At 66.0% G+C, this 16,270-nt stretch carries 13 protein-coding genes; 2 read left to right on the plus strand and 11 right to left on the minus strand.

Annotated elements, in window-relative coordinates:
• Positions 1–4 precede the first annotated feature (4 nt).
• Positions 5–835 carry a DMT family transporter gene (locus FIV09_RS16710; RefSeq protein ID WP_371417781.1) on the plus strand — a complete coding sequence of 277 codons (831 nt, stop codon included), beginning with the start codon at positions 5–7 and terminating at the stop codon, positions 833–835.
• Here the strand turns inward: FIV09_RS16710 and FIV09_RS16715 are convergent.
• Positions 809–2,779: a lytic transglycosylase domain-containing protein gene (locus tag FIV09_RS16715; RefSeq protein ID WP_152451736.1), complete on the minus strand. Its 1,971-nt coding sequence runs from the start codon at positions 2,777–2,779 to the stop codon at positions 809–811. The genes FIV09_RS16710 and FIV09_RS16715 overlap by 27 nt on opposite strands.
• Before the next feature lie 149 nt (positions 2,780–2,928).
• Here FIV09_RS16715 and dapA point away from each other — a divergent pair, with 149 nt between their 5' ends.
• On the plus strand, positions 2,929–3,804 hold the full coding sequence (gene dapA / locus FIV09_RS16720; RefSeq protein ID WP_152451738.1) for a 4-hydroxy-tetrahydrodipicolinate synthase: 876 nt from the start codon (positions 2,929–2,931) through the stop codon (positions 3,802–3,804).
• A 109-nt stretch (positions 3,805–3,913) separates the two neighbouring features.
• On the opposite strand, the gene FIV09_RS16725 is transcribed toward dapA, so the two are convergent.
• From FIV09_RS16725 to FIV09_RS16770, 10 genes are all read right to left on the minus strand, one after another.
• Positions 3,914–5,248, minus strand: a complete 1,335-nt coding sequence (locus tag FIV09_RS16725; protein ID WP_152451740.1) for a pitrilysin family protein — start codon at positions 5,246–5,248, stop codon at positions 3,914–3,916.
• On the minus strand, positions 5,245–6,618 hold the full coding sequence (locus tag FIV09_RS16730; protein ID WP_152451743.1) for a pitrilysin family protein: 1,374 nt from the start codon (positions 6,616–6,618) through the stop codon (positions 5,245–5,247). The genes FIV09_RS16725 and FIV09_RS16730 overlap by 4 nt, the downstream gene beginning before the upstream one ends.
• Positions 6,619–6,724: 106 nt before the next feature.
• Positions 6,725–7,240, minus strand: a complete 516-nt coding sequence (locus FIV09_RS16735; protein WP_152451745.1) for a DUF3035 domain-containing protein — start codon at positions 7,238–7,240, stop codon at positions 6,725–6,727.
• A gap of 50 nt (positions 7,241–7,290) precedes the next feature.
• On the minus strand, positions 7,291–7,776 hold the full coding sequence (gene lspA / locus FIV09_RS16740) for a signal peptidase II (protein WP_152451747.1): 486 nt from the start codon (positions 7,774–7,776) through the stop codon (positions 7,291–7,293).
• Positions 7,777–7,845: 69 nt separating this feature from the next.
• On the minus strand, positions 7,846–9,435 hold the full coding sequence (gene purH / locus FIV09_RS16745; RefSeq protein WP_152451749.1) for a bifunctional phosphoribosylaminoimidazolecarboxamide formyltransferase/IMP cyclohydrolase: 1,590 nt from the start codon (positions 9,433–9,435) through the stop codon (positions 7,846–7,848).
• A complete protein-coding gene (locus FIV09_RS16750; RefSeq protein ID WP_152451751.1) occupies positions 9,432–11,204 on the minus strand; it encodes a heparinase II/III family protein in 1,773 nt (590 codons plus the stop codon). Before FIV09_RS16750 ends, purH begins: the two co-directional genes overlap by 4 nt.
• A 184-nt stretch (positions 11,205–11,388) precedes the next feature.
• The gene (locus FIV09_RS16755) at positions 11,389–13,158 is read right to left on the minus strand and encodes a PQQ-dependent methanol/ethanol family dehydrogenase (RefSeq protein WP_152451753.1); all 1,770 of its coding nucleotides are present in this window, start codon (positions 13,156–13,158) and stop codon (positions 11,389–11,391) included.
• 205 nt (positions 13,159–13,363) lie between these two features.
• Entirely contained in the window at positions 13,364–13,903 is a 540-nt protein-coding gene (locus FIV09_RS16760; protein WP_152451755.1) for a tetratricopeptide repeat protein, read from the minus strand.
• A gap of 106 nt (positions 13,904–14,009) precedes the next feature.
• Positions 14,010–14,972 carry a YVTN family beta-propeller repeat protein gene (locus FIV09_RS16765; protein WP_152451757.1) on the minus strand — a complete coding sequence of 321 codons (963 nt, stop codon included), beginning with the start codon at positions 14,970–14,972 and terminating at the stop codon, positions 14,010–14,012.
• Positions 14,973–15,067: 95 nt separating this feature from the next.
• Entirely contained in the window at positions 15,068–16,246 is a 1,179-nt protein-coding gene (locus FIV09_RS16770; protein ID WP_371417732.1) for an ABC transporter substrate-binding protein, read from the minus strand.
• Positions 16,247–16,270: the final 24 nt, after the last annotated feature.

A 16,270-nucleotide genomic window follows, 5' to 3' on the forward strand; every position in this document is an offset into this window, starting at 1 on the left:
GCTCATGGTCGTGACGACCTTTGTCTTCGCGATGCAGGACGGCATCTCCCGGCATCTCGCGGAGACCTACAACACCTACATGGTCATCATGATCCGCTACTGGTTTTTCGCGGCCTTCGTGATCGGATTGGCGCGGGTGCAGGCGGGCTCGATCCGGGCGGCTGCGCGGACCTCCCAGCCCTGGGTGCAGGCCTTCCGCGCGGCGCTGCTGGCGCTCGAGGTGCTCGTGATGGTGCAGGGCTTCGTCTATCTGGGCCTCGTGGAAAGCCATGCGGTCTTCGCCTGCTATCCGCTCCTGATCGCGATCCTCGCAGGGCCGGTTCTGGGCGAATATGTCGGCTGGCGGCGCGCCGTGGCGATCGCGATCGGCTTCATCGGCGTGATCATCATCCTGCAACCCTCGGGCGGGGTCTTTTCGCCCTATGCCGCGATCCCGCTCCTGGCCGCGTTGATGTTCGCGCTTTACGGCCTTCTGAACCGCTATGTGGCCCGCGCCGATACCGCCGCGACCACCTTCTTCTGGACCGGCATCGTCGGCGCGGCGGTCACGACCGCGCTTGGCATCTGGCGGTGGGAGCCGATGTCGGCGGGCGATTGGGGCTGGATGGGCCTTCTGTGCCTGACCGCCTCCTTCGCGCATTGGACGCTGATCAAGGCCTATGAAGCGGCAGAGGCCAGCGCGGTCCAGCCCTTCGCCTATCTGCAGCTGCCCTTCGCCTCAGCACTCGGCATCTTCGTCTTCGGCGATGTGCTGCGGCTGAACGTGGCCATCGGGGCTGCGATCATCGTCGCGGCGGGGCTTTTCACCCTATGGCGTGCGCGCCGACAGAACTGAGCCCGTCAGCTCTTCGGAGAAGGGCACGGGATGCGGATCGCGACCCAGCCGCGCGCGGTAGACCGGCAGGCTTTCAGCGACGCGCATCACGTAATTGCGGGTCTCGGCAAAGGGGATGAACTCGATCCAGTCGATCACGTCCATGTCGCCCCGGCGCGGATCGCCGCGTTCCGCCATCCAGCGGATCGGGCGGGACGGTCCGGCATTGTAGCCTGCTGCCACCATCACGACATTGCCGTCGAACGTGTCGATCAGATCGGCAAGATACGCAGCCCCGAGGGTCGCGTTGAATTCCGGATCGCGGGTGAGCTTTTCGAGCGCGTAGGTCACGCCGAGCCAGCCGGACACTTCCTGCGCGGTGCCGGGCATGAGCTGCATCAGCCCGCGCGCGCCTGCGCCCGAGACGACCACCGGATCGAATTCCGATTCACGCCGCGCGATGGCGAGCACCATTTCCGTGGGAACCGGGAAGTCACGCTCGATCAGCGGGTGCAGCGGGTAATACGGCCCGTAGACCTCAAGGCCTGCCTGTGCCGCGCGCTTGCCCAGCATGACCTGGATATGCGGCTTGCCCATCTCGGCCAGCATGTCGCCCATCTGGCCCACGCCCGTCCGGTCCAGACGTTCGGCCAGATGGGTCAGGAACCGCTCGGCCAGCCAGTCCTCGCCGATGGTCATCAACAGCATCGCCGCCTCGAAGACGGAGGTTTGCGTCCAGTCGGCCCCGCGCCAATCCGGAAACTCTTCCTTGCCGTCAAGGCGCGGCTCGGGCGGCAGGCCCGCGCGCTCTGCCGCCAGAAGTCCGTAAAACGAGGTTTGGTATTGCGCGCCGAAGGCATAGGCTCCGTCCGCGCCGGTCACGTCGCCCTGTGCCTCAAGCGCACGCCCCAGCCAATAGCCCGCCCGGCCAAGCGAGATCGGCGTATCGACCGCGCCGCGGAAATCGGTGAAATGTTGCGCCGCCCGCGCCGGATCATCGAGGAACCGCAGCGCGAGATACCCTGAGAGCCATTCGAGGGCTGCGAAATCACTGCCGCCCAGCAGGTAATGCGTGGAGGCAATCTGGTAGGCTTTCGCGTATTCCCCGTCATACATGGCGCTGCGCGCGAGGTTTTGGCGTTCGCGCGCCCATGCGGCAGGCTCTCCGAGTGCCATGGCAGAGGTGGAGCGCTCAAGCAGCAGCTCCGTCGCATCGGCATCCCGGCCCTTGCGCGCGCGCCAGATGAACCGCGCATGGGCAAGCCCCGGATCACCGGCCAGCGCCTCGGGTACGGCGGCGATCAGGTTGTCGACACCTGCGACCTGATCGGCAAGACCCAGACGCGCTTCCGCCAGTGCGCGGCGACCATCGGAGACGAGCGGCAGCATCCGGCGGGCATTGACCTCCCAGCCTTGCCAGAGCGCCATGTCGAGGCGCGCCGCGTGGTGCGGTTTCAGAAGATCGCCATGCTCCACCAGAAATGCCGTGTGTTCCTCGGCGGACATGGCCAGGGTCCTCCAGGCCAGAACGACCTCCGCATCCGCGGCCCCGTCATCGCCAAAATGCCGGAAGGCCCGCGCGAGCGACAGGGCGCCAGTGCCGGTCTGCGGGCGATTATCGGCGAAGAAGGCGCGCACATCCTCGTGGCTGGCCTCGACGATGGCCTCTTCGCTTTTCTCGCGCAGATAGGGCATGCCCGGCCAGTCGGCATTGCGGCCGACGAAATCCTGCACCTGGCGCGCATCGCCCTGCCCGTCGCGCAGGTAGTGCCACAGAATGACATCGAGCGCGGCCTGTCCGTCGCCCCGCGCCTCGATCATGGCGGAGGCCCAGTTCCCGTCGCGCATATCGGCCATCGCCCGCGCAAGCGCGCGGCCGTCCTGAGCCGTGGCAAATCCTGCCGTGAGGCAGAGCCACAGCGCCAATGAGATCAAACGCACATGGCCGATCGTCGTGCTGAGCATCGTCTTGCAATTTCCGCGCTGAGAATGGATAGACACCTCGCCGAGGATATGGCTGAACGCGGCCCCTGCAACTCACTTTCGCGGGAAAACTCACAGCCTCGGGTCCGTCGCCCCTATACCGGGCGCAATTGAAACGAAAGGAGCGTGTCATGTTCAAAGGGTCGATGGTTGCCCTGGTCACGCCGTTCAAGGACGGCGCGGTGGATTTCGATACGCTGAAACGTCTGGTCGACTGGCATGTCGATCAGGGCACACATGGCCTCGTGCCCGTGGGCACGACGGGCGAAAGTCCGACGCTGAGCCACGAGGAACACGAAGCCGTCGTCGAAACGGTCGTGACCCAGGCGGCAAGCCGCATTCCGGTCATCGCGGGCGCGGGGTCGAACAACACGATCGAGGCGCTGCGCTTCATCCGCCACGCCGAAAGCGTGGGCGCCGATGCGGCACTCGTCGTGACGCCCTATTACAACAAGCCGACGCAGGCCGGGCTCTATGCGCATTTCAAGATGCTGCACGATGAGACCAACCTGCCGATCATCATCTATAACATTCCGGGCCGGTCCGCCGTGGACATGTCGCCGGTGACGATGGGCGAGCTGGCCAAGCTGCCGCGCATCGTGGGCGTGAAGGACGCGACCGCCGATCTGGCACGGGTCTGCGCCCAGCGGATCACCTGCGGGCCGGACTTCATCCAGGTCTCGGGCGAAGATGCCACGGCGCATGGCTTCAACGCGCAAGGCGGCGTCGGCTGCATCTCGGTCACCGCGAACGTGGCGCCGAAGCTTTGCTCCGAGCTGCAGGAAGCGTGCCTTGCGGGTGATTTCGGCAAGGCGCTCAGTCTGCAGGATCGGCTCATGCCGCTGCATCACGCGATCTTCACCGAGCCGGGCCTTTGCGGTGCGAAATACGCGATGCACCGGCTGGGTCTTTGCGAGGAAGAGGTGCGCCCGCCGCTGGTGCCGCTGACCCCGGAGACACGGCTCAAGGTCGATGATGGCCTGCGCAGCGCCGGGCTGCTGAACTGACCTCTGAGTTGAGATCCATGCGACCATAGAGAGCCAAAAAGTGCCCTCGAATGTAAAAGGCCCCGGATATTTTCCGGGGCCTTTTTGCAACTTGCGAGGTTGCACGTGTTTACTGAAGCGCCGCCTCTTCGAGAACGGTCGCATCGGCAAGGCCTTCGGGCTGGCCCACCACCACGAACAGCAGCTCTTCCGGCAGCAGGACCCGCTTGGCCACACGGCGCACATCCTCGAGAGTGACCGCATTCACCCGATCGTTCCGGGTCGCGATATATCCGGGCTCGAGCCCCATGGTCTGCATCCCCACGAGGATATTCGCGATGGCGCCATTGCTGTCGAAGCGCAGTGGATAAGCGCCCGTCAGGAAGGTCTTGGCCGCCTCCAGCTCCTCCGCCGTAACGCCTTCTTCGGCCATGCGGCGCCACTCGTTGCGGATCACCTCGACGGCTTCGGCGATGCGATCAGTCGCCGAGGCGACACGCCCCATGATCATGTCCGAATATTCGCGATTGGCGATGTAGGAATAGACGCCATAGGTCAGCCCACGCTTGTCGCGCACCTCTTCCATCAGGCGCGATTCGAAGCCGCCCGCGCCGAGGATCTGGTTCATCACGAAGGCCGCGAAGAAATCCGGATCGTCGCGCGGGATCGCCCGGTGCCCGAACAGGGCCACCGATTGCGGCGTGTCGAAAGGCACCACGACCGTCTCCGCTTCTGTCGACACGGTCACCGGTTCGGGCAGCGGCGGCCCGGTCTCCGGCAGGCCTTCGAGCAGCCCATCGATCAGCTCAGACAGCTCCTCCGCAGAGATGTCGCCCGCCGCACCGATATAGACGCGGTCGGTGGCCAGGGCCGCCTGCCAGGCATCGACGATATCCGCGCGGGTCAGGGCCTCGACGCTTTCGACCGTGCCCTTCATGGCGCTGCCATACGGGTGATCGCCATAAAGGATCTCGGCGGCGCGCTGACCGACGAGCGAATCGGGATCGGTCCGGTCGGACTGGATCGAGGACAGGACCTGCGCCTTCACGCGCGCGATGGCCTCCTCGTCGAAGCGCGGCTCCAGCAGGCTGGTGCGCAGAAGCGCCATCGCCTCCTCGCGGTTCTCGGTCAGCACCTTGGCCGACACGGCCATCGCATCGTCGCCCGCATCGTATTGCAGGGTTGCCGCCAGCGCCTCCTTGGCTTCGGCGAAGGCCTGCGCGTCCAGATCGCCAGCACCCTCCTCCAAGAGCCCCGCCATCAGGTTCGTGACGCCGCGCTTGCCCTCGGGGTCGAGCGACCCGCCGCCGATAAAGCGCAGCTCAAGCGAGACGAAGGGAATCGACGGCTCTTCGACGAGCCAGGCGTTGAAGCCCGCCTCGGTCGTCACTTCCTGGATGTCGACGGAGGCGGACGCGGTCGCGGCCCAGAGGCAGGTCACACCGGTCAGAATGGCGCGGATCATTGGGTCACCTCTTCGGTCGCGGATGCGGGCGTCGCCGCCGTCTCGGGGCCCATCAGCCAACCGGTGACGGATTTGTTGCGATCGAAGACCTTGCGTGCAGCGGCCACGATCTCCTCGCCGGTGACGGCCTGAAGGATGTCCGGCCAGGCCTGCACGTCCTCCACGGTCAGTCCCGATGTCAGTGCGGAGCCGTAGCGGCGGCCCAGCGACGCGGAATTGTCCAGCGTGAAGACCTGATCGGCCCGCAGCTGGAACTTGATCCGCTCAAGCTGTTCCGGATCGACACCGTCTTCGAGAAACTGCGCCACCGAGGCGTCCATGGCAGCTTCGGCCTCTGCCAGCGATACGCCTTCCTGCGGCACGACGATCAGCCCGAAGGACGTATCGTCATAAGCCGTGCCGGAATAGAACGCGCCGGAATAGACCGCGAGTTGCTGTTCGAACTGCAGCTCCCGCGTCAGCACGGAGGTCTGTCCGCCCCCGAGGATTTCGGCAAGAAGCGTCAGGGCTGCCGCATCTTCCTGCGCGCCAGGATCCCGTTCCGGCGCCAGGTAGGTGCGGATCACATAGGGCTGCGCCACGCGCGGATCGCGGTAGGTCAGACGGCGGGGCGCTGCCTGCGGCGGCTCCTGCGGGCGGGCGCGCTCCGTCAGGTCCGGATTGGCGGGCAGCGGGCCGTAATGCTCTTCGGCCAGCGCGCGCACCTCGTCGGGATAGACATCGCCCGCGACGATCAGGATCGCGTTGTTGGGCGCGTAGAAGCGTTCGTAATAGGCCAGCGCATCTTCGAGCGTCAGCGCCTCGGCCTCGTGCTTCCAGCCGATAATCGGCGTACCGTAAGGATGGTTGAGATAAAGCGCGGCATTGCGCTCCTCACCGAACAACGCGCCGGGGCTGTTTTCGACCCGCTGGTTCCGCTCCTCGATGATGACATCGCGTTCAGTCAGGATGTCTTCGCCATCAAGCTGGAGATTGACCATGCGGTCCGCTTCCATCTGCATCATCAGACCAAGACGGTCGGATGCGATGCGCTGGAAATAGCCGGTGTAATCGTAGCTCGTGAAGGCGTTGTCGCTGCCCCCGTTGGCCGCCACGACCTTCGAGAATTCGCCCGGCTCCATCGTCTCCGTGCCCTTGAAGAGCAGGTGTTCCAGAAAATGCGCGACGCCCGAGACGCCAGGTTCCTCGTCCGCGGCGCCGGCCTTGTACCAGACCATGTGGGTGACAACCGGGGCACGGTGATCCTCGATCACGACCACATCCATGCCATTGTCGAGCGTGAAGGTCGTGACCGCATCATCCAGCGATTGCGCCGAGACGGGCAGCGCCCAGGCGAAGAGTGCCGCACATGCGGCCGCGAGACATCTCATGAATCGATCTCCCAAGCGGGTTTGCGCAAGAACGTACCCCGCCTGAGAGCAGGTTCAATGGAGCTTGCGGAAATGTAATACGTCCCGTCCGGCGCGCGCCGGGGTCTCAGCGGCCCGCGGGCGGCGCAGAGGGCGTGCCGATATTGCCGCCCGGACGACGCACCCGCTCAAGCCAGAGATAGGGATCGAGGCTTTGCGAGCTGTAGGCGCGCTCATATTCGTTGTCGGGCACAAGACGCCAGTTGAAGAGGCGCGCGCGGTCGCGGAAGGCCTCGTCCTCGCGGGCGATCACGGCGCGGATATTGCCGTCGGTGCCGAAGCGGCCCACCGCCGACAGAAGCGCGCCATCCCCGGCAGGCACACCGCCCGGGTTCAGGGCCGCGGGGTTGCCGCCCAGCGCTGCGACCGCATCGCCCAGCGGTTGCTGATCGGAGCGGTTCGTGCCGCCCGGCGTCGGTTGCGGCAGCTCGGCGAAAGAGCTCGGCTGTTCGAGGGGCTGGTTCGGCACGATGCCGAACTCCTCGGGCGTACCGTCGCCGCGACCCAACGTGCGCAAGGACCCGTCGCTGCACGCGGCAAGCGTCAGAACCGAAAGCAAAAAAGCGATATGCACGCGGCGCATGGCCAAACTCCGTCTCATCTGCCCCTGATTAGCCGAACTTGCAGGCAAGGTCACGGGGCCTTTTTATCCTTGGCGGCCGAGGCACCGGGAAACAGCACGAGACCGATGGCCCCCGCGAAGATCGCGATGTCGGCCACGTTGAACGCATAAGGGTTGTTGATGCCGCAGCAGGACATGTTCAGGAAATCCGCAACCGCGCCGTAGAGCAGCCGGTCGATCACATTGCCGACAGCCCCGCCGATCAGGAGCCCCGCCGCGACAAGCCCCGCCCGCCCCGGCGGATCGCGCCGGAGCCAGACCAGCACGAAAAGCACAATGCCGGTCGCCACCGCGATCAGGATCCAGCGCGCCGAGTCCTGCTGGCCCGAAAAGAGGCCGAAATTGATGCCGTAATTCCACGCCATGCGGAACTGCAGAAAGGGCGGCCAGACGTCGATCTGACCTTTCGCGGCCAGCCCCATCACATGCACGACCCACCACTTGGAAAGCTGGTCGAGAAGAAGCGTCAGCGCCGCCACGGACCACAGAAGTCGCATCAGATCTGCCCTTTCCTGTCGCCCGTCGCGACTGCCTTGCCCGGCATGACGGTCACAGCGCGCCGCCCCTCAGTGCCGGAAATGGCGCATGCCGGTGAAGACCATGGCGAGGCCTGCCTCGTCCGCCGCTTCGATCACCTTGTCGTCGCGCATGGAGCCGCCGGGCTGGATCACGGCCGTCGCACCCGCCTCTGCCGCGGTCAGAAGCCCGTCGGGGAAGGGGAAAAACGCGTCCGAGGCCACAACGGAGCCTTGGGTGAGCGGCGTCTCGAGGCCCAGCACCTCGGCCATGTCCTGCGCCTTGCGCGCGGCGATGCGCGTCGAGTCGACCCGGCTCATCTGGCCTGCGCCGACGCCCACGGTCGCGCCGTCCTTGACGTAGACGATGGCGTTCGACTTGACGTGCTTGGCAACGGTCCAGGCGAACAAGAGATCGCGCAGTTCGTCCTTGGTGGGCTCGCGCTTGGTGACGGTCTTCAGCTCCCACTCGCCCAGGCGGCCATTGTCACGGTCCTGCACGAGGAACCCGCCCGACACCTGGCGCAGCGTCAGCCCACCCGCTGCCGGGTCCGACAGACCGTCGGTGGTCAGAAGGCGCAGGTTCTTCTTCGCCGCGAAGACCTGACGCGCGGCATCGTCCGCGCCCGGTGCGATCACGACCTCGGTGAAGATCTCGGCGATAGCCTCCGCCGTCGCACCATCAAGCGGCTGGTTCAGCGCGATGATCCCGCCGAAGGCCGAGGTCCGGTCGCAATCGAAGGCGCGCTTGTAGGCCTCGGTCAGGGTCGCGCCGCGCGCCACGCCGCAGGGATTGGCGTGCTTGATGATCGCGCAGGCGGGCCCACCTTCGGGGTCGAACTCGCTGACCAGCTCGAAGGCGGCGTCGGTGTCGTTGATGTTGTTGTAGGACAGCTCCTTGCCCTGATGCTGCTCGGCGGTGGCGATGCCTGCGCGGGCCGTGCCGTCTGTATAGAAGGCTGCGGATTGATGCGGGTTCTCGCCATAGCGGAGCGTCTGCGCGAGCGTGCCTGCGACGACACGGCGGCGCGGTGCGGGCTCGTCCAGCGCCTTGGCCATCCAGGAGGAGACCGCGGCGTCATAGGCCCCGGTCCGCGCATAGGCATTGAGCGCGAGCTTCTGGCGGAAGGCGTAAGACGTGGCGCCGTCATTGGCCGCCAGCTCATCGAGCAGCGACTGATAATCCTCGGTATCGACGACGACATTGACGAAGCCGTGGTTCTTGGCCGCCGCCCGGATCATCGCGGGCCCGCCGATATCGATGTTCTCGATGGCCTCGGCGTAATCAGCGCCTTTCGCGACCGTGGCCTCGAACGGATAGAGGTTCACCACCAGCAGATCGATCTCGGCGATGCCGTGCTCGGCCATGGCACCCGTATGGGCCTCGTTGTCGCGCAGCGCCAGAAGACCGCCATGCACCGCCGGGTGCAGCGTCTTCACGCGGCCATCCATCATCTCGGGAAAGCCCGTCAGCTCTGAGACATCGCGCACGTCAAGGCCCGCCTCCCGCATGGCCTTTGCGGTGCCGCCGGTCGAGACCAGCTCGATCCCGCGCGCGGCCAGCGCCTGGGCGAGGTCAATGAGACCGGTCTTGTCGGAGACGGAAAGAAGGGCGCGGCGAACGGGATGAAGATCGGTCATGTTGGGTCCTGCTGTGGCTCGGTCGGCTCGTCGTCCGGCTCGTCCCGCGCGAGGTCGCGGATGGCGATCGCCGTCTCCTGCGCCTTGGCGAGGGACCAGCGGACGCGCGTCGCATACTCTATCGCGCGGCCGGATAAAACGACCTGTTGCGTCCCACGCGGCCGCAATCGCCCTTTTTCGAGGTAAACCGACGGCTCAAGCGTCAATTCGGCGTTCGAATCGTGCCGGAAGACCCAGATTTCGCCCGAGCGCAGGGCCATGGACACCGCCGCCCCTCCCAGATCGACCTCGGCATCGACCTCCGGATGGAGGTGAAACCGGATCTGGAAGGGCAGACCTGACAGGGAGACGGCATCCATGCGCTTGTCGAAGCGGGCCTTCTCCGCCTTCTCGACCGAAAGAAGCAGGTCCTCGCCCACGACGCCGCGGCCATCGAAGGTCATCTCGAGCGTGCGCGCATGGGTCAGACCGTGGGTCGAGACGTAGCCGTCATGCGCGCCCTGAAAGGTCAGCCCGTCGCTTGCGCGGCTGATCTCGACGGGCACCTTGGTGGGCACATCCACGAGCATTTCGCGTTTGGCCGCGCCGACGAAGCCCGCAGGTCCCAATCGCGCCGAGGAATAGCCATCGAGACAGAGGGTGGAATGCGAGGGCGTCGCGCGTCCGGCCTGGCGCCAGGCCTCGCCGAAGACGGCGCCCGAGCCGCAATTGACGATCAGCGGGCGACGGCCCGAGGTTAGCTCGAAGGCCAGCGTCGAGGCATGCGCGTTGAACGAGGCGAGGCCCATCGGCGGCGGGGCAGCATCGACGATAAGGCTGGTACGTCCCGCCGACAGGCGCGCGAAGCCCATCGCAAGGCCGGAGGCCTGCCGCTTGCGGATGCGCGAATCGGCCAGCGCCTGGTCGAGCCGCCCGTCGATCCCGCGTCCGCCGCCGTGAAACCGCGCGAGCCCGCCATCGGAATGGCGCAAGGCCCTCAGGGTGGGCGCGATGCGCGCGATGGCGGCCTCATGGGCCTCGGCAGGGCGTTGATCCGCCTCCTCGAGCGCGTTCTGCGCCCAGGTCAGCAGCGTGAAGATCTCCAGAAGTTCGGCGGGATTGCGCGTGGCCACACCGCCCTGCGCGTCGATCCGCGTCTCGCATTCCCGGCCCAACGCGGCGCGGGCGGGCTGCGCCTCGGCCTCCATGCCCCTGAGTGCGAGGCCCGCGTAAAGCAGCCCGGTCAGCGCCTCGAACCGGCCAAGGCCGGGCGCGCTTGCGGTCCAGCGGCGCGACAGGAAGATCGCGTGGGCGGCGAGCGCGGAATAGAAGATGCCGCTTTTCTCCGAGGTCTGCCCCGAAAGCAGGAACAGCGCGTGGTGGATGAGGCGGATGAGCCGACGACCCGCCAGATCCGGCGTCCAGCCCGGCCCGGCCCCGCGCCCGTAGCGGTCGAACCAGTCCCAGACCCAGGCCTGTGCGGTGCGGCGGCTTTTGGGCTCGCCCACCGCGGCCAGATCGTCGAGCCAGTGAAAGCCGTGCAGTTCTTCCTCGAAGGCGGCATCGGGGGCCTCGAGCGTCCAGGGCGAGTGATCGGGCGCCTGCACCAGATGGCCCGCGAACAGAAGGTTGCCCGCCGAAAGCTGCCGCCCCCGCGCGAAAGACCCGACGCTGCGCGGTTCGGGGCGCGACACGAAGCCCGTCGCGGCGCGTGTGCGGGCCGCGCGTCTGGCGTGATATCGGTTCAGCAGGCGGCTCGATTTCGCCTGCCAGCGCTCCAGAATGGACATGCCCTGCCTCTTGCGGCCCCTGCGGCCCGTCATTGCCCCATGTGATACCGCCAAGGGCGCGCCAAGTCACCCGCGATTCACCGAAGGCCTGCGCCTTGGCGGGACCACGCAAACGGGCTGCACGAAAAAGCGCCCGGGTCGGGAACCCGGGCGCTTCCTCTTGGCCATGAGAGCAGGGAGAAGTTTACTCTACGGAGGCCAGTTCCTTGGGCAGGCGGAAGGTCCAGAGCATGCCGCCCTGATTGAGGTAGTTCACCTTCTTCGCGACCTCACCACCCCAGAGCGGAACAGCGCCGCCCCAGCCCGAGATGACGGAGACGTATTGCTCGCCGTCCTGCTCCCAGGTGACGGGCTGACCGACGATGCCGGAGCCGGTCTGGAAGGACCAAACCTCTTCGCCGGTTTCGTCATTGAGCGCGATGAACTTGCCCTCGGGCGTTCCGAAGAACACGAGGCCACCCGCAGTGGTCATGACACCCGACCAGAGCGGCGCGTCGTTCTTGTATTCCCAGACCACTTCGCCCGCATCGGGGTCGATGGCCTTGAGGCTGCCGATATGGTCCTCGTAGTTGGGCTTGATGGTGAAGCCTGCGCCGAGATACGCGGCACCCTTCTTGTAGGTGATGGGCTCGTTCCAGATATCCATGCCCCACTCGTTCGAGGGCACGTAGAAGTTGCCGGTGTTCTGGGAGAAGGCCATCGGCATCCAGTTCTTGCCACCCAGGAAGGAGGGCGATGCGAAGATCACCTCGCCTTTCTGGCCGTCGGTCGCCGCCGCCGGATCGCCCGGGCGGTTCTCCTCGACGAAGATCGGGCGGCCGTTCTCGTCGATGCCGTCCGCCCAGGAGATGTCCTTGACGAAGGGCGTGGCCGACACGAAGGCACCGTCTTCACGGTTCAGCACGTAGAAGTAGCCGTTCCGGTCGGCGGTGGCGTAGCGCATGTTGCCGTCGCGGTCGGTATAGGCCACGACCTCGTTCACGCCGTCATAATCCCAGCCCTCGCGCGGGGTGGTCTGGAAGTGCCACTTGATCTCGCCCGTCGCGGGGTCGATGCCGAGGCGCGAAGCGGCATAGAGGTTGTCGCCCGCATTGCCATCCGTGGGCGTGCCCGCATTGCGCAGGTGGCTGTTCCAGGGCGCGGGGTTGCCCGTGCCGAAGACCAGCGTGTCGGTATCGGCATCGTAGGAGCCACCGAGCCAGGTGGCGCCGCCACCCGTCTTCCACATATCGCCCGGCCAGGTCGCATTGAGCTCGCCGGTCATGGTGCTTTCTTCGCCGTTGAGCGTGCCCATGTGGCCTTCGATCACCGGGCGGGTCCAGACCATCTCGCCGGTTTCGGCGTCGCGCGCCTGCACTTCGCCGACGATGCCGAACTCGCCGCCGGAATTGCCGGTCACGATCAGCCCGTCCACGATGAGCGGTGCCGCGGTGTAGGAATAGCCCGCCTTGTAATCGGCGATCTTGTCGCGCCAGACCACGTCGCCGGTCTTCAGGTCGAGCGCCACGATGCGGGCATCGAGCGTGCCGAAGTAGATCTTGTCGCCGTAGATCGCGGCACCGCGGTTCACCACGTCGCAGCAGGGCAGAATGCCTTCGGGCAGACGCGCGTCATACTGCCAGAGCTCCTGCCCGGTCTTCACGTCGATCGCGTAAAGGCGCGAATACGACCCGGTGATATACATGATGCCGTCATAGATCAGCGGCTGGGTTTCCTGCCCGCGCTGCTTCTCGCCGCCGAGCGAAAAGGCCCAGGCGGGAACGAGGTTCTTGACGTTCTCGGTGTTGATCGTGTCGAGCGGCGAATAGCGCTGAAGGTGCCGGCCCATGCCGTTGGTGACGATCTGGTCCGTGGTGGCCTGATCGTTGGCCAGCATGGCCTCGGTTACCTGCGCCTGCACCGCTCCTGCGGCGGCCATGACGCTGAGCGTGACGGCTGCGATGAACTTGTTCATTCGGTCCTCCCTTGGATCCCTGCGGAAAGTCGGTCTCCCCCATCGCGCTCGGGCTCTGTGGGCCGGTCTCCTCCGCGCACCAGTATGGGCAATGGCCGGCGCCCGACATACGCCGCTTTGGTCGTAAGACCTCAATGCGCTTGACAGATCGCGAATCGTGGCTCGCGCAGTGCGGGAAAGGTCGCGCCAATCGCGCGGGATCGACTCAGAAGAGCGGGGCGTATTTCCACTCATCGGCATCGGGCGTGACCTCGTCAGGGTCGTAGCCCGCCGATTTCAGACGCTGGGCGATCTTGAGCCCTTCCTCGGCCGCTTCATCGACCAGCGCGCGGCCCTTGTCGATATCCTGCGCGACGCCGTGACCGCGCATCAGCGCGAGGCCGTAGTTGAACTTGCCAACCGGATCGCCCAGATCCGCCGCGCGGCGGTCCCATTCAGCTGCGGCATCGGGGTCATAGGCGCCACCGAGCCCGTTATTGTCGAGCTGGCCCATCCAGGTCATCGCCCCTGTGTAACCCGCATTGGCGCAATTCTCGAAAAGCGCCCGTGCCGCACCGTGCTTGCCGGATTTCGTCAGCATGTAGCCCGTGGAGCAGAGCACCATGCCCGTCTCGCCCTTCTCGGCGCGGTCGAGCATCGATTCCCACGTCATCTCGTCGGGGTTCAGCGTGCCGTATTCATCGGCCTCCTCGGCCGAGGCCGGGATTGCAAGGCTCAGAGCGGCGAGGGTCAGAATGAAACGCATGGGGCTCCTCCTCGTGCTGTCATAACACGTCTCGCCGCGTGCGTCGCGCCTGCGCTTGCCACAGGCGCAACCTCAAGTTTTTTAGATGAAAATCTTGGCGCTCCGTTCAGTCGGTGGGGCGGAAGGCGGCGCCCCAGGGGAATCGCCCGACCTTGATCGTCTTCTCGGCCTTGCGACTGGCCACATCCACCATCGTCACGTCGCCCGAGACACCGTTGGTCGTGAAGAGCTTCGAGCGGTCCGCATTGAAGGCCATGTGCCAGACGCGACGGCCCACGAGGATGTAGTCTTCGACCTCGTAGGTCTCGGCATCGACGACGGCCACGTGGTTCGAGGGACCGAGCGCCACGAAGGCATGGCTGTCGCCTTCGGTGAATTCGAAGCCCACGGGCTGCACGCGGTCGGGATTGATCGAGGGGATTTCGAAGTCGATCTTGGCCTTCTCGGTCTGTGTTTCCACGTCGAAGACGGAAATCGTGCCGCCGATCTCGGCAGAGACCCAAAGCTCGGTCCCGTCCTTGATGAACTCCGCGTGGCGCGGCCGCGAATCGACCAATGTGTTGGCCATGAGCGTCTGGCTTTCGGTGTCGATCCAATGCGCCATGTTGGTCGTCTCGGAGGTGGTGATGACGATGCGCCCGTCGGGCGAGACGGCCATGCCCTCGGGCTCGATGCCCACATCGATCTGGGCAATGACGGTGCGGGTTTCGGTGTCCACAACCGTGGTGATCGCGTCATCCTCGTTGGCGATGTAGAGGCGGCGATTGTCGGGATGCAGCACGAATTGTTCCGGGTCCTCGCCCGAGGGCAGATCGTGCAGGATCTCGCCCGTTTCGGGATCCATCACCTGCACCGCGTCCGAATCGGAGGCGCAGATATAAAGGACCGAGTGATCCTGCGCGAAGGTGATGCCGCGCGGACGTTCGCCGGTTTCGATGGTGCGGGTCACTTCGAGCGTATCGAGATCGATCACGCTGAGCGTGTTGTCCTTTTCGTTCGACACCCAGATCTCGTCGGCGAGAGCGGGCGTGGCGATCAGGCAGGCGGCAAGGGGGGCTACAAACTTCATCGCATCTCTCTGGCTGATGGGGTGGGTGCGAGGGGCCCTGCCCCTCGCGCTCCCCGGAGGTATTTCTGGTCCGGTCGTGACAGGGGCGGGGCGCATCATTCGAAGGCTGTGCAGCGGGCTTCCCCGCGATCGAGGCCCAGCGTGTCGAGCTCGTTCACCTGGTGCAGGAACCCTTCGAGCGGGGCTTGGGCAACGAGCGCGCGGGGATGCACGATGGGGATGGGCTGGCGCAGCTGGCCGTTCCAGGGGCGGAAGGTCATCGGGCGGCCGAGAAAGCCTGCCAGTTCAAAATCCGGGCCGAGGATATAGCTGCGCAACGTCTCGGCGTCGGCGCTGCCGGTCCGCGTGACGGCCTCGCCGAGGCTGCGCATCGCGGCCCATGCGGCATAGTCGCGGGGCGCCATCGCCCGGTCTGCCGCATCGGTGAAGCGCGATTGCAGCTGCGCCGCCCCCCATTGTTCGACCACGGGCGCCCAGCCTTTGGCGGTCAGCCCTTCCGAGCCCGCGACGGGCCGCGGCACCCATGTGTTGTAGAGGATGTAGCGGCCGAAATCGTGCCGTTCATCGGCGACGAGCAGGATGTCGTAGTCGCCCAGAGCCTGGGTCAGCAACGGCACCTCGGCGGAGGCGGAGCGGCGCATATCCGCATCGAAGGTCCAGTCGGTTTCGGCTGAAAGCGCCATCCCGAATTTCGTGAGCGACGCCTTCAACGCGGCCGCATAGGCCTGATCCTCGGGCGTCTGCCCGGCCACGAGCGCGATCTCGTCCCAGCGCTTGGTCCGCAGCATCTGCGCCAGCGCATCGGTGCGCATGGCGTAGGACGGCACGGAATGCAGAAGGTTCGCGCGGCATTCTTCCGCGCGGAGCGCCGTCTCCTGTGCTGCGACATTGATCAGGAGCGCGGGATTGCCTGCCGCCTGAGCGGCATCGGCAGCGGCCAGCACCTGTTCGGCGGGCGCGTCGAGCAGGATGAGATCTGTTTGCTCCATGGCTTGCGACAGCGCCGCCGACCAATCGGCGTCGGGGTCCACATCCTGCACATCGAGGCTCCAGTCCTGACCCAGGAACCGGCCCGTCGTGGCATTGTCGGCAAGGCCGAGCCTCGCGCCCGCGACGCCCAGATCCTCCGGGCGCGGATCGAGGTTCGACAGGGTCGGCGGCGGTGGCACGATCTGGCGCAGATACACGACCTCGACCGCGACCGACTCCTGCGCGCGGGCGGGCATGGCCCAAAGCATCAGCCCGATCAGGGCCATTCGAACCATCTGCTGCATCTGCGATCCCCCTCCGGGAGGGAG

Source organism: Roseivivax sp. THAF197b (genome assembly GCF_009363255.1).
Taxonomy (GTDB): domain Bacteria; phylum Pseudomonadota; class Alphaproteobacteria; order Rhodobacterales; family Rhodobacteraceae; genus Roseivivax.

Bases quoted from the DNA above. Each gene is read 5' to 3' on its own strand.
- FIV09_RS16710 (WP_371417781.1), top strand. From the start codon at position 5: ATGGTCGTGACGACCTTTGTCTTCGCGATGCAGGACGGCATCTCCCGG.
- FIV09_RS16715 (WP_152451736.1), bottom strand. From the start codon at position 2,779: ATGCTCAGCACGACGATCGGCCATGTGCGTTTGATCTCATTGGCGCTG.
- dapA (WP_152451738.1), top strand. From the start codon at position 2,929: ATGTTCAAAGGGTCGATGGTTGCCCTGGTCACGCCGTTCAAGGACGGC.
- FIV09_RS16725 (WP_152451740.1), bottom strand. From the start codon at position 5,248: ATGATCCGCGCCATTCTGACCGGTGTGACCTGCCTCTGGGCCGCGACC.
- FIV09_RS16730 (WP_152451743.1), bottom strand. From the start codon at position 6,618: ATGAGATGTCTCGCGGCCGCATGTGCGGCACTCTTCGCCTGGGCGCTG.
- FIV09_RS16735 (WP_152451745.1), bottom strand. From the start codon at position 7,240: ATGCGCCGCGTGCATATCGCTTTTTTGCTTTCGGTTCTGACGCTTGCC.
- lspA (WP_152451747.1), bottom strand. From the start codon at position 7,776: ATGCGACTTCTGTGGTCCGTGGCGGCGCTGACGCTTCTTCTCGACCAG.
- purH (WP_152451749.1), bottom strand. From the start codon at position 9,435: ATGACCGATCTTCATCCCGTTCGCCGCGCCCTTCTTTCCGTCTCCGAC.
- FIV09_RS16750 (WP_152451751.1), bottom strand. From the start codon at position 11,204: ATGTCCATTCTGGAGCGCTGGCAGGCGAAATCGAGCCGCCTGCTGAAC.
- FIV09_RS16755 (WP_152451753.1), bottom strand. From the start codon at position 13,158: ATGAACAAGTTCATCGCAGCCGTCACGCTCAGCGTCATGGCCGCCGCA.
- FIV09_RS16760 (WP_152451755.1), bottom strand. From the start codon at position 13,903: ATGCGTTTCATTCTGACCCTCGCCGCTCTGAGCCTTGCAATCCCGGCC.
- FIV09_RS16765 (WP_152451757.1), bottom strand. From the start codon at position 14,972: ATGAAGTTTGTAGCCCCCCTTGCCGCCTGCCTGATCGCCACGCCCGCT.
- FIV09_RS16770 (WP_371417732.1), bottom strand. From the start codon at position 16,246: ATGCAGCAGATGGTTCGAATGGCCCTGATCGGGCTGATGCTTTGGGCC.